This is a genomic window from Lentzea sp. NPDC004789 (genome assembly GCF_053601075.1).
Genome location: NZ_JBSGBE010000020.1, coordinates 109,935 through 122,180, shown reverse-complemented (window position 1 = coordinate 122,180; position 12,246 = coordinate 109,935). Strand labels below are relative to the sequence as shown.

15 protein-coding genes are annotated in these 12,246 nt (G+C 69.2%); 8 read left to right on the top strand and 7 right to left on the bottom strand.

Annotated features, from left to right (window positions below; translation table 11 throughout):
- Positions 1 to 140: 140 nt before the first annotated feature.
- Positions 141 to 1,241, bottom strand: coding sequence for a DUF1015 family protein (locus ACWEIJ_RS35900; protein ID WP_449841702.1), 1,101 nt, complete (start codon positions 1,239 to 1,241; stop codon positions 141 to 143).
- Between the two features lie 18 nt (positions 1,242 to 1,259).
- Between ACWEIJ_RS35900 and ACWEIJ_RS35895 the strand changes: the two genes are divergently transcribed.
- The 5 genes from ACWEIJ_RS35895 (at position 1,260) to ACWEIJ_RS35875 (ending at position 4,887) form a co-directional block, all read left to right on the top strand.
- Positions 1,260 to 1,733 (top strand): cation:proton antiporter regulatory subunit, encoded by a 474-nt coding sequence (locus tag ACWEIJ_RS35895; RefSeq protein ID WP_449841701.1) that lies wholly within the window; start codon positions 1,260 to 1,262, stop codon positions 1,731 to 1,733.
- 26 nt (positions 1,734 to 1,759) lie between these two features.
- Positions 1,760 to 2,911: a cation:proton antiporter gene (locus ACWEIJ_RS35890; protein ID WP_449841746.1), complete on the top strand. Its 1,152-nt coding sequence runs from the start codon at positions 1,760 to 1,762 to the stop codon at positions 2,909 to 2,911.
- Between the two features lie 62 nt (positions 2,912 to 2,973).
- The gene (locus ACWEIJ_RS35885; protein ID WP_449841700.1) at positions 2,974 to 4,128 is read left to right on the top strand and encodes a S8 family peptidase; all 1,155 of its coding nucleotides are present in this window, start codon (positions 2,974 to 2,976) and stop codon (positions 4,126 to 4,128) included.
- On the top strand, positions 4,125 to 4,346 hold the full coding sequence (locus tag ACWEIJ_RS35880) for a hypothetical protein (RefSeq protein ID WP_449841699.1): 222 nt from the start codon (positions 4,125 to 4,127) through the stop codon (positions 4,344 to 4,346). The genes ACWEIJ_RS35885 and ACWEIJ_RS35880 overlap by 4 nt, the downstream gene beginning before the upstream one ends.
- Before the next feature lie 94 nt (positions 4,347 to 4,440).
- Positions 4,441 to 4,887: a DUF6319 family protein gene (locus ACWEIJ_RS35875; RefSeq protein WP_449841698.1), complete on the top strand. Its 447-nt coding sequence runs from the start codon at positions 4,441 to 4,443 to the stop codon at positions 4,885 to 4,887.
- Between the two features lie 91 nt (positions 4,888 to 4,978).
- Here the strand turns inward: ACWEIJ_RS35875 and ACWEIJ_RS35870 are convergent, their stop codons facing one another.
- Positions 4,979 to 5,950 (bottom strand): quinone oxidoreductase family protein, encoded by a 972-nt coding sequence (locus ACWEIJ_RS35870; protein WP_449841697.1) that lies wholly within the window; start codon positions 5,948 to 5,950, stop codon positions 4,979 to 4,981.
- Between the two features lies 1 nt (position 5,951).
- Positions 5,952 to 6,752 (bottom strand): SDR family NAD(P)-dependent oxidoreductase, encoded by an 801-nt coding sequence (locus tag ACWEIJ_RS35865; RefSeq protein ID WP_449841696.1) that lies wholly within the window; start codon positions 6,750 to 6,752, stop codon positions 5,952 to 5,954.
- 128 nt (positions 6,753 to 6,880) lie between these two features.
- Here ACWEIJ_RS35865 and ACWEIJ_RS35860 point away from each other — a divergent pair, with 128 nt between their 5' ends.
- Positions 6,881 to 7,633 carry an SDR family oxidoreductase gene (locus ACWEIJ_RS35860; RefSeq protein WP_449841695.1) on the top strand — a complete coding sequence of 251 codons (753 nt, stop codon included), beginning with the start codon at positions 6,881 to 6,883 and terminating at the stop codon, positions 7,631 to 7,633.
- A 6-nt stretch (positions 7,634 to 7,639) separates the two neighbouring features.
- Complete coding sequence (locus ACWEIJ_RS35855) at positions 7,640 to 8,092, top strand: MaoC family dehydratase (protein WP_449841694.1); 453 nt, start codon at positions 7,640 to 7,642, stop codon at positions 8,090 to 8,092.
- Here the strand turns inward: ACWEIJ_RS35855 and ACWEIJ_RS35850 are convergent.
- Complete coding sequence (locus ACWEIJ_RS35850; protein WP_449841693.1) at positions 8,089 to 8,652, bottom strand: TetR/AcrR family transcriptional regulator; 564 nt, start codon at positions 8,650 to 8,652, stop codon at positions 8,089 to 8,091. The two genes, ACWEIJ_RS35855 and ACWEIJ_RS35850, sit on opposite strands and share 4 nt — an antisense overlap.
- A gap of 38 nt (positions 8,653 to 8,690) precedes the next feature.
- Here ACWEIJ_RS35850 and ACWEIJ_RS35845 point away from each other — a divergent pair, with 38 nt between their 5' ends.
- Entirely contained in the window at positions 8,691 to 9,725 is a 1,035-nt protein-coding gene (locus ACWEIJ_RS35845; protein WP_449841692.1) for a DUF2855 family protein, read from the top strand.
- Here ACWEIJ_RS35845 and ACWEIJ_RS35840 read toward each other — a convergent pair.
- From ACWEIJ_RS35840 to ACWEIJ_RS35830, 3 genes are read right to left on the bottom strand one after another with little or no spacing between them, the layout of a single operon-like run.
- Positions 9,715 to 10,257: an exonuclease domain-containing protein gene (locus ACWEIJ_RS35840; protein WP_449841691.1), complete on the bottom strand. Its 543-nt coding sequence runs from the start codon at positions 10,255 to 10,257 to the stop codon at positions 9,715 to 9,717. The genes ACWEIJ_RS35845 and ACWEIJ_RS35840 overlap by 11 nt on opposite strands.
- Positions 10,258 to 10,286: 29 nt before the next feature.
- Positions 10,287 to 11,045, bottom strand: coding sequence for an SDR family NAD(P)-dependent oxidoreductase (locus tag ACWEIJ_RS35835; protein WP_449841690.1), 759 nt, complete (start codon positions 11,043 to 11,045; stop codon positions 10,287 to 10,289).
- A complete protein-coding gene (locus ACWEIJ_RS35830; RefSeq protein ID WP_449841689.1) occupies positions 11,045 to 12,241 on the bottom strand; it encodes an acetyl-CoA C-acetyltransferase in 1,197 nt (398 codons plus the stop codon). The genes ACWEIJ_RS35835 and ACWEIJ_RS35830 overlap by 1 nt, the downstream gene beginning before the upstream one ends.
- Positions 12,242 to 12,246: the final 5 nt, after the last annotated feature.

Here is a 12,246-nt window from a genome sequence, read left to right as displayed (position 1 = left end):
GCCCTCAGATGCCTGACGTGCCCAAGTCCGATCTTGGAGTGAGGCGGCGGCAACGAGGGTGACCCGTCATGGCGCATGCACCGAGTCTCGCCGCGAGGTTGACCGGTCAACAGGGCCGAACGAATCCGCCCGGCAGGGCCCTACGGGCGGACATCGGCGAGCAGCAGCCCGCTGCGCGGCTTGGGTGTGAAATACGTGCTCTTGCGCGGCATCTTGGTGCCCGCCAGCACTTCCGCGAGCGGCACAGGTGCGATGAGCAGCACCGCCTCCGCCTCCACCGACGGGTCCACAACGGGCCGCACGCAAGGACTTTCAGGATCCAGGCCGAGCGCCGCGTCCAGCAGCAACGACTCCACCACGGCGTGGTCGATCCCTTGTCCCGCAGGCAGTTCAACCCGCAGCACCGCGTCGGGGCAGCGCACCACGACCACACCGGGTTCCGGTTCGACGACGTAGGGCAACGACGACACCGTCAGCCCGACCCGTTCCCACGCCGTCACCAGATCGGACGCGCCCAACCCGGTACCCGCGATCGCCCGGTGGATCGGCCCGACCCGCAACCCCGGCCCGGACGTCACCAGCGCGAGCAGCCCGGACAACCCGGCCGACCGCGCCGCCGCCACCCGGTGGTTGCCGTCCGCCACGAGCAGCGGATGCGCGCCCGCCGCCTCCAGGAACGCGTGCTGCAGCTCCCCCGGCCCGACCAGCCACACCCAGTGCCTGCGCCCGCCGGAGTCCACAAGGGACACCGCGGGTTCGCCGGTCATCCCGAGCACGAGCGACGTCAGCGCGGCGTGTGGTGTGATCGGGATGAGCATCGCGGCGCTCGTGGCGATGCCGAGCGAGGCGAGCACCTGACCGCGTTCGGCGACGACGTCCGGGTAGACGTCCTCGGTGTGCGCGATCGCGTCCGGGTCGACGAGGCACAGCAGCCCGCACGCGGTGCCGTCCGGTCCGTCCACCCGGTACGGCGCGACGACGTCGGTCACCTCGCGGTACGCCCGCCGCACCAGCGCGGCCAGCTCGGCGCGGGCGTGCGGCAGCGCGTCGAGCAAGCCCGTGCCCGCCGCCAGTGCCGCCGGCGTGCGGTGGGGGTGCTGGACGGCCAGCAGCGTGCCGTGCGGTGCTCTGGCGAGCGCCCCGATCACCTGACCGGGCTCGGCGAACTCGTCCACGTCGGGACCGGGGACGCGTTCGCGCACCACCCACCCGCGTCTCACTGGGCGTACTCGTAGAGACATCCACGTATCATGATCGGTGTGAACGTCGAGATCACGCCTTTGCCGGGAATCGGGACGCGCCAGGACTTCATGATCCGCGCCGGGCGCCGGATCGGTGTGATCACCTACCGGGACGGCCGGTTCGAGCTGATCCTCTCCAAAGCGAGCGATCCGGACTCCTGCTCCGCCTCCATACCCCTTTCACCGGAAGAGGCGAACACGCTCGCGGGCCTGCTCGGCGCACCGCAGCTGGTCGCCCACCTGCGCGAGGAGCACCGCGACATCACCGGCATCACCACGCGTCAGCTGCCGGTGACGGCGTTCGCGAACCGCACGCTCGGTGAGACCGCTCTGCGCACGAGGACGGGTGCGTCCATCGTGGCCGTCGTGCGCTCGGGCAACGCGCATCCGTCGCCCGGCCCCGACTTCCTCTTCGAGAACGGCGACCTGGCGGTCGTCGTCGGCACCGCGGAGGGCCTCGACGCCGCCGCTGAGATCCTCCACGGCGGTTAAGCACAGTGCACGAGACGACTATCGCCATGATCCAGCTCGGCGCGGTGTTCTTCGGCCTCGGTCTGCTCGGCCGCGTCGCCTGGAGGATGGGCATCTCGCCGATCCCGCTCTACCTCATCGGCGGTCTCGCCTTCGGCGTCGGCGGTTTAGTTCCGTTACACGGCATCCAGGAGTTCACGCACCTCGCCAGCGAGATCGGCGTGGTGCTGCTGCTCCTCCTGCTCGGCCTCGAGTACTCGGCGTCCGAGCTCACCACTGGCCTGAAGCGCTCGTGGATGGCGGGCGTGCTCGACCTCGTGCTGAACGCGGCACCGGGCGCGATCGCCGCGTTGCTGCTGGGCTGGGGCCCGGTGGCCGCGCTCGCGATGGCGGGCGTCACCTACATCTCGTCGTCCGGCATCGTCGCGAAGGTCCTCGGCGACCTCGGCCGGCTCGGCAACCGCGAGACGCCGGTCGTGCTGTCCGTGCTGGTGTTCGAGGACCTGGCGATGGCCGTGTACCTGCCGGTGCTCACGGCCGTGCTGTCGGGCGTGAGCTTCCTCGGCGGGCTCACGTCGGTCGGCATCTCGCTGCTCGCCATCACCGTGGTCCTGGTGGTGGCGTTGAAGTACGGCCGGTTCATCTCGGCCATTGTGGACAGTCCGGACCACGAGGTGTTCCTGCTCAAGCTCCTCGGCTCCGCGTTGCTGGTCGCGGGTCTCGCCTCGCAGCTGCAGGTGTCGGCGGCGGTCGGCGCGTTCCTGCTCGGCATCGCGATCTCCGGCTCGACCGCCGAGAACGCGACGCGCCTGCTGGAACCGTTGCGCGACCTGTTCGCGGCGATGTTCTTCGTCGTGTTCGGACTCAACACCGACCCGAACTCGATTCCACCCGTTCTCGGAATCGCCGTGGCGCTCGCCGCCATCACCACGCTGACCAAGGTCGTCACGGGCTGGTGGGCGGCCAGACGGCAGGGCATCGGCAAGATGGGCCGCATGCGCGCGGGCGTGGCCCTCGTGGCGCGCGGCGAGTTCTCCATCGTCATCGCCGGCCTCGCCGTGGCGTCTGGTCAGGTGGACGGGCAGCTCGCCGCCCTGGCGACCGCCTACGTGCTGCTGATGGCGATCCTTGGTCCGATCGCGGCCAAGTACGTTGAGCCGATCGGGGAATTCTTTCAGCGAAGAAGGCAAACGGCCTGAAACAAGTGCCCCGAACTGACGACTCTCTCTAGTAGAGCTAGACGGAGAGTGGGGCGATCGTCATGACCGAACCAGCGGAAGTGGAAACCACCGGCAGGTTCCTGGTGCTGCTGCAGGAGGACGCCGTCGAGGAGGGGGTGGCCGAGCTCGGCGCGATCGCCGGGTTCGACCCGAACAGCGGTGACCTGGACCCGGACGCCGTGCAGGTGTTCCCCGAGCTCGGCGTCGCGGTGGTGTCCGCGGACCCGAACGTGCTGGCTGAGCTGAACGGCGCCGTCGAGCGCCCTGGACCGGTGCAGATCGTCGAACCGGAACGCGTCGTGCACCTGTACGACGCCGCACCGGCGCACGACCCGGCGGCGCAGGCCGACGAGTCCGTGCTGACCTGGGGCCTGCAGGCGGTCGGCGCGGACGTCAGCACGGCGACCGGCAAGGGCGTCCGGATCGCCGTGCTCGACACCGGCTTCGAGCAGAACCACCCGGACTTCGCCGGCCGCACCATCACCACGAAGTCGTTCATCACCGGCGAGGACGTCCAGGACGGCCACGGCCACGGCACGCACTGCATCGGCACGTCCGCGGGCCCGCGCAAGCCCGCCACTGCCCCCGGCTACGGCATCGCCTACGAGGCGGAGATCTACGCGGGCAAAGTCCTGTCCAACGCGGGCTCCGGCTCCGACGGCGGCATCCTCGCGGGCATCGACTGGGCGATCTCCAACGGCTGCGCGGTCATCTCGATGTCCCTGGGCGCCGACGTCCCCGCGGGCACGCCGTACTCGCAGGTCTACGAGACCGTGGCCCAGCGCGCCCTGGCCAAGGGCACCCTGATCGTCGCAGCCGCGGGCAACGCCTCCATGCGCCCGGCCCGCATCGCACCCGTGGGCCACCCGGCCCGCTGCCCGTCCATCATCGCGGTGGCGGCCATCGACGTGAACCGCGCGATCGCCCCGTTCTCCTCCGGCAGCGCGGACAAGATCGGCCAGATCGACGTGGCGGGCCCCGGCGTGGACGTCTACTCCTCGTTCAAACTGCCGGAGAAGTACGCCCGCCTGCGCGGCACGTCCATGGCCACCCCGCACGCGGCCGGGGTGGCGGTCCTGATCGCCGAGAGGACCGGCGCCAGGGGCTTCGAGCTGTGGGCGCGCCTCGCCCTGTCCGCACTGCGGCTGCCACTGCCGTCCACCGACGTCGGCGGCGGCATCGTCCAGGCGCCATGACCACATCGGTGGACCAGGTGATGGTCTCCGTGGCGGAGGGCAGCCTCCCGAAGGTCCTCGACGACCTGAGGGAGGCCGGCCTCGTCGTCGACACGGTCCTGGAGGCCCTGGGCGTGGTCACCGGCACCGTTGAGGTCAGAGCCATCCCATCGCTGCTCTCGGTGCCCGGCGTCCTGGACGTCGAGCGGCAGTGGCGCGTGCAGCTCCCGCCCTACTGACTAGGCTCTGCGTCGACCCCATTGCCGTTCGATCGAACACGTGTTCTAGGATTGTGCGCGGGGTCACGTCGTTGCGCAGAGAGGAAACCTGATCGTGTCGGACACGCTCACCGAGGTGCAGGCAGTCGAGGAGACCGACGTGGAGGAGACTCCGACGCCGGCCCCCGAGGCCACGAAGCCGGTCGAGGCCCCCAAGGCCGAGGCTCCGAAGACCGAGCCTTCGAAGACCGAGAAGCCGAAGGCCGGCCGCCCCAAGAGCACGGCGAAGAAGACCCGCACCGTCGAGCTCACGCTCACGGTGACCGGCACCGCCGAGGGCGAATGGCAGGCCGACCTGGTCCACGGCACGCAGCGAGTCGTGTCGGGCCTGGTCATCCCGGCCATCGCCGTCGCCAAGGCGGCCAAGGAACTGCACTCCGACATCGCGGAGGGCATCGAAACGGTGCTAGAGGCGGCGCGCGACCAGCACCGCACCCGCATGGAGGAGCTGGAGGCCGAGCTGGCCAGGGTGAAGGCCCAGCTCGCCGAACTCTCCGAGTAACGCAGCACGACGGAAGGGGCGGTCCGCACGAAGCGGACCGCCCCTTCCTGCTTTGATCAGATTGGCGGAGCCGGAGAGCAACGGGACCAAGTCAGCGGGACGGATCCAGCAACAACTTCCCAGCAGTACGACGAGACCGCAGATCCTCGTGCGCCTGCCGGATCTCACCCATGCCGTACTCACCACCGGGAACCGCCTTGAGCTTGCCGTCGACGACGAGCTGGAACAGCTCGGCCATCGCCCGGTGAGCAAGAGTCCCGTGCTCGGCGTCGCGCACCTTCAGGGCGTGCGGCAACCACATACCCGCAACGGTCGTGGAGTGCACGAGCAACGCCCCGAGATCGACCGGCTTCGGCCTTTCCCGCGAGGCCATCCCATAAAACGCAAGCCGCCCAAACGGAGCCAACGCCACCAACGACTGATCAGTGGTAGCACCCCCAGTCATGTCCAGCACGACGTCGACCCGACGCCCGTCGTTGGCCTCGATCAACGCCGCGGTCATGTCGTCAGCACGCGAGTCGATCGCGACATCCGCCCCGAGATCCAGCGCCAGCTTCCGCTTGTCATCGGAAGAAGCCGTCGCGATGACCCGGCCGGCACCCCACAACTTGGCCAGCTGCACGGCGATCGTGCCCACACCACCGGCGGCAGCGTGCACGACAACCGACTCACCGGGCTCCAGGTGAGTCGACTTCCGCAGCAGCAACCAAGCGGTGGCCCCCTGCACGATCAGCGACAACGCCGTCAGATCGTCCACTTCGGAGGGCACGTCGAAGGTCGTCAGCGCGGGCGCGACGGCCTTCTCCGCGTAGCCGCCGGAGTTCTTGGTCAGCGCCACCACGCGCCGGCCGTCCGCGGTGGTGCCGACGACCTCACCGCCGGGCACCAGCGGCAGGGTCATCCGCGCCAGGTAGGAGTTCTCCGCCTGGTGCGTGTCCGCGTAGTTCAGCCCGGCCCGCGAAACGTTGATCAGCACCTCACCGTCGCCCGGCACCGGGTCGGGCAGCTCCACCTGCTGGAGCACCTCGGGCCCACCGAACTCGGTGATCTGAATGGCACGCACGTCAGCTCTCCTTGAGCGCGATCGAGATGGGATCCTTGCGGGCGGCTTCGAGCCGCGAGCCGTCCGCGGCACGAGGTCCGGGCGGGTTGCGGAACCCGAACGGCTCCGACGCGCGCCCGGACTGCACGAACCAGGCCTCACCGGTTCCCGAACCCTCCACAATGGACATGAACGCGTCCACCACGGCGGACACCGGCAGGATCGGCATGCCGATGTCCTCCAGCGTCGACCGCAGCGGCGTGATGATGTTGGTGTCGGCGAACGCGGGGCACAGCGCGTTCACGCGCACGTCCGGGTACGCGCCGGCGAGCGCACGGACCAGAGCGACGACGGCGGCCTTGTTGGCGCCGTAGACCGGATCGCCGGGCATGGGCATGAGGCCGGCCATCGAAGCCGTAGCCACGATCTGCCCACCACGCTTCCGCACCTCGGGCAACGCGTAGTGCGCGCCGTAGACGACGCCGTCGAGGTTGATGGCCATGGCACGCCGATACGTCTCGACGTCGAAGTCGTCGCCCAACGAGCATCCGGTGCCGATACCGGCGTTCAGGAAGGCGATGTCCAGGCCGCCGAACTCGCGCACGGCCGTCTCCACCGCGGCGGCGGAGTCCGCGGGCGAGGTGACGTCGCAGCGCACGAACACGCCGCCGACCTCGTCCGCGACGAGCTTGCCCTGCTCGGCGTCCACGTCAGCGACCACGACGCGCGCACCGAGCGAAGCCAGCCGCCGGGCGGACGCGGCGCCGATGCCGTTGGAGCCGCCGGTGATGAGCGCGACCTTGCCGGTGAGTTCCACGGGCACCTGCCTCCTCTGTTGCCACATTCCGACCAGTCGGTATGGTCGTCCGCACAGCGCTGGACGTCAAGCGGACTGATAGGTACGTTACTAAGCGCTTGCTTAGCTCACCATCCCCCAACGAAGGAGGACCCGTGGCCGACAGGGTTGCCATCGTCACCGGCGCGGCTCGCGGAATCGGTGCCGCCGTCGCGCAGCGTCTCGCCGCGGACGGCCTGGCCGTCGCATTGCTCGACCTCGACGAGCAGGGTGTGCTCGACGGCGCCGACAAGATCGTCGCGGGCGGTGGGCGCGCCATCGGCCTCAAGGTCGACGTGTCCGACGAGGAGCAGGTCAACGCCGCGGTGGCCAAGGTCGCCGAGCAGCTCGGCGCGCCGACCGTGCTGATCAACAACGCCGGTGTGCTGCGCGACAACCTGCTGTTCAAGATGACCGCGAGCGACTGGGACACGGTCATGAACGTGCACCTGCGCGGCGCGTTCCTGATGAGCAAGGCGGTCCAGGCCTACCAGACGAAGGAAGGCTTCGGCCGCATCGTCAACCTCAGCTCGACCAGCGCGCTCGGCAACCGCGGGCAGGCCAACTACTCCGCCGCCAAGGCCGGTCTGCAGGGCTTCACCAAGACCCTCGCGATCGAGCTCGGCAAGTTCGGCGTCACGGTCAACGCGATCGCGCCCGGCTTCATCGCCACCGAGATGACCAAGGCGACCGCCGAGCGCATGAAGATCTCGTTCGAGGACCTGATCAACGGTGCCGCCCAGACGATCCCGGTCGCGCGCGTCGGTCAGCCCGAGGACATCGCGCACACCGCGTCGTTCCTCGTGAGCGAAGGCGCCGGGTTCGTGTCCGGCCAGGTCATCTACGTCGCCGGCGGACCGAAGGACTGAACGCCCATGCGCACCTTCGAGAACATCGACGAGCTGGTCGCCGCCAAGGGCGAGCACCTCGGTTTCGGCGAGTGGCACGAGGTCACGCAGGACCAGGTCAACCTGTTCGCCGACGCGACGCTGGACCACCAGTGGATCCACATCGACGTCGAGAAGGCCGCCAAGGGCCCCTTCGGCGGACCTGTGGCGCACGGCTACCTGACGCTGTCGCTGGTGCCGTTCCTGGTGCGTGACATCTACACCGTCAAGAACATCAAGATGGGCGTGAACTACGGCAGCAACAAGGTCCGCTTCCCGCAGCCGGTGCTCGTCGGCTCCCGCGTGCGGGCCGGTGTCGAGCTGCTCGACGTCTCGGACATCGCACTGGGCAAGCAGCTCGTGACCAAGGTCGTCGTCGAGATCGAGGGCAACGAGAAACCCGCGTGCGTCGCCGAGATCGTCAGCGTGATCGTGCCCTAGGAAAGGCTGTGGATCAGCAGATCCGCGAAGTGCTCAGCCAGCCGCCCGGCCGGGATCTCCCCGTCCGGGCGGTACCACGTGCCGAGGTGGTGCAGCGAGCCGAAGAAGTAGTGCGTGGCGAGATCCGCGGGCACGTCGGTGCGGAAGGTCCCCTCGCGCTGCCCTTCCTCGACCAGGCCGCGGAACTTCTCGTGGTAACGCCGCCGTTCCGCGCGCACCTCCTTCTGCTTCTCGGCCGACAGGTGGTCGATCGAGCGGAAGAACACCCTGGCGGCGTCGTAGTTGTCGACGCTCGTGATGATCACGTCGATGGCCGCCTCGCGCAGCCGATCGGTGATCGGGCCGTCACCCGAGGCGATCTTCTCCAGCCGTTCGGTCTGCATGCGCAGCAACCGCCCGTAGATCTCGTGCAGAAGGTCGTCCTTCGACCCGAAGTAGTGGTACATGGCGCCTTTGGTGACTCCGGCGCGTTCCACGATCTCCTGCACGGCGACCCGCTCGTAGCCCTTGTCCGCGAACAGGGTGGTGGCGGCGTCGATCAGTCTTTCAGGCACGGTCACGACCGGAGCGTACCTCCCGACCTAGGAGAATCCTGGCAATGATCAGTCGCTGGACCGTTGTCGTCGACCGCGACGACCTCACCAAGACCGAAGTCCTGCACGACGAACTCTCCCCGGGGCTGGGCGACTGCGAGGTCCTCCTGCGCACCAGCCACGTGGGTCTCACCGCCAACAACGTCACGTACGGCGTGGTCGGCGAGCGCATCGGCTACTGGAACTTCTTCCCGGTGCCCGCCGAAGGCCGCGGCGTCATCCCGTTGTGGGGCTTCGCCGACGTGGTCGACTCCACTTTGGACGCCATCCCGACCGGCACCCGCGTCTACGGCTACCTGCCGATGTCGAGCCACCTGGTCGTGCGCGCCAAGCTGACCTCGTCCGGCTTCGTCGACACCGTCGACCACCGAGCGGCGCTGCCGGCCGTCTACAACAGCTACCTGATCGCCACCGACCCGGAGACGGAAGACCTCCAGGTGCTGTACCGGCCGCTGTTCATGACGTCGTTCCTGCTCGCGGACCAGCTGGCGGACAACGACTTCCACGGCGCCCGCACGGTCGTGGTCTCCTCGGCCTCCAGCAAGACCGCCTTCGGCACCGCCCAGTGCCTCCGCGGCTCCGGCGTGCGCCTGGTGGGCCTGACCTCACCGCGCAACGTCGAGTTCACCGAGAGCCTCGGCCTCTACGACACCGTGCTCCCCTACGGCGCTCAGGTCGACGTCGAGCCTTCCGTCTACCTGGACTTCAGCGGTTCGGCCGACGTCCGCTCGGCCCTGCACGACCGCCTCGGCCCGGCACTGGTCAAGGACATCTCCATCGGCCTCACCGGGCAGAAGTCGTCGGCGGACCCGCGCTCGCAGTTCTTCTTCGCCCCGGACCAGCTCCGCAAGCGCACCGCCGACTGGGGTCCTGCGGGCTTCGCGGAACGCTTCGGCACGGCCTGGAGCGCCTTCACCGCCCAGGCGGGCGACTGGGTCGCCATCGCGCACCACAGCGGCCCGGACGGGCTGGTCGAGGTGTGGCAGGCCGTGCTGGCGGGCAAGACGAACCCGGACACGGCCGACGTGATCACCTTCTGAGCAGCCCGGCCAGCAGTCCGGCGATGTTGTGGGCGTCGTCGTGGCCGCGGTGGTGCGTGCCGTCGAGCTCATGCCCGGCGATGCGCACCGCCTCGGCCATGCCGACCTCGCGCGGCAACGCGTGCGCCAGTGCGAAGAGCGTCTTCACGTTGACGTGCCGCGGTCCGAACGGGTATCCCACGCCCATGTCCTTGCACTGCCGCTCGAACATCTTGCGGTCGTAGTCGCCGTACGAGGCCCACACCCGCCGGTCCGACCGGAACTCCTTGCGCAGCACCGCGCACGCCTCGGCGAACGAGATCCCACCGGCGACCTGCTCGGCGGTCAGCGTGGTCAGCCGGGTGCAGAAAGGACTGACGGCCGACCTGGACGGCCGCACCAGCACGCTGCGCCGTTCACCGCGCTCGCCTGACGCGACCTCAAGCGGGCAGATGCCGATCTCGATGATCTCCGAGACCTCACCGGGAGGCGGAGATCCTTCCCAACACGTCGACTCCACGTCGACGACCAGCACGTGGTCCAGTGCGATCACGTGCTGATCGTCCCTGACGTGTCCAACGACTAAACGATGACCGCGCCACCGTCGACGACGAGCGTCTCGCCGGTCACGTAACCACCGGCGGGCGAGGCCAGGAACACGACGGCCGCGGCCAGCTCCTCCGGGTCACCGATCCGGCCCGCGGGCAGCGCGGCCTGCATCTTCTCCAGGTAGCCGGGCGGGTACTGGTCGGTCATCTCCGAGGCGAAGAACCCGGGGCAGATCGCGTTGACCCGGATGCCCTTGCGCCCGGTCCACTGCTGCGCCAGGTCGCGCGTCAGGCCCAGCAGACCGGCCTTGGACGCCGAGTAGGCGGCCTGCGGGATGCCACCGGTCACCAGCCCCAGCACGCTGGAGATGTTGATGATCGAGCCACCGGACTTCATGACGGCGGCGGCGGCCTGAGCCATCCAGTACGCGCCGTTGAGGTTCACGTCCATGACGCCGAGGAACTCCTCCGGCGTCTCACGGGACGCCGGCACCGCCGACGCCACACCCGCGTTGTTGACCAGCACGGAGACCGTGCCGAACTCGGCCGCCGCCCGCGCCACCTCACGGCAGTCGTCGGGCTGCGAAACGTCCGCCTGCACAACGAGAGCACGACGGCCGACGGACTCGACGAGCGCCGCCGTGTCCTTCAGCTTGTCCGCACGGCGAGCCGCCAGCACGACGTCCGCGCCCGCCTCCGCGAGGCCCTTCGCGAACGCCACGCCGAGCCCGGAGGACGCGCCCGTGACGATCGCGACCTTCCCGTCGAGCCTGAACTTGTCCAGGATGCCCACTACGAAAGCCTCTCCAGGATGATGGCCATGCCCTGACCGCCGCCGACGCACATGGTCTCCAGACCGAACTGCGCGTCACGGGCCTGCATGCCGTTGATCAGCGTGGTCATGATCCGCGCACCGGTCGAGCCGAACGGGTGGCCCAGCGCGATCGCGCCGCCGTGCACGTTCAGCCTGTCGATGTCGATGCCCAGGGCACGCTGACTGCCGAGCACCTGCACCGCGAACGCCTCGTTGATCTCCACCAGGTCGATGTCCGAAATGGACAGACCAGCGTGCGCCAGAGCCTGCTTCGTGGCGTCGACCGGGCCGAGGCCCATGATCTCCGGCGACAGCCCGGACACACCGGTGGACACGATGCGCGCCAACGGGGTCAGCCCGAGTTCCTTCGCCCGCGTGGAGCTCATGATCACGACCGCGGCGGCACCGTCGTTCAGCGGGCAGCAGTTGCCGGGCGTGACCGTGCCCTCCGGCCGGAACGACGGCTTCAACGACGAAACCGCCTCGTACGTGACACCGGCACGCGGACCGTCGTCAGCCGACACGACGGTTCCGTCGGGCAGCACCACCGGCGTGATCTCGCGGGCGAAGAACCCGTCCGCGATCGCCTTCTCCGCGAGGTTCTGCGACCGCACGCCGAACTCGTCCTGGTCGTGCCGCGAGATGCCCATCTGCGTCGCGACGTTCTCGGCGGTCTGCCCCATCGCGATGTAGTAGTCGGGCAGCTTGCCGTCCAGCCGCGGGTCGGTCCACGGCGCGTTGGACGCCGCCGTGTCGAGGGTCCGCTGCTGCGCCTCGTCGAACAACGGGTTGAACGACGGCACACCGGAGTGCATGTACCGCGAAACGCACTCGACACCCGCGGAGATGAACGCGTGCCCCTCCCCCGCCTTGATCGCGTGGAAGGCCATGCGCGCGGTCTGCACGGAGGACGCGCAGAACCGGTTGACCGTCGTGCCCGGCAGGTTGTCGTACCCGAGCTGCACGGCAACCCGGCGCGCGATGTTCTGGCCGTGCTCGTCCTGCGGCTCGGCGCACCCGAGGTGCAGGTCGGTGATCTCGGACGCCGGCAGGTCGCCCAGCGCGGCGGAGATCACCTGCGCGGCCAGGTCGTCCGGCCGCAGCGACACCAGGGAACCCTTGCGGGCACGGCCGATCGGCGACCTGGCGGTGGAGACGATGACTGCTTCAGCCACAAAAC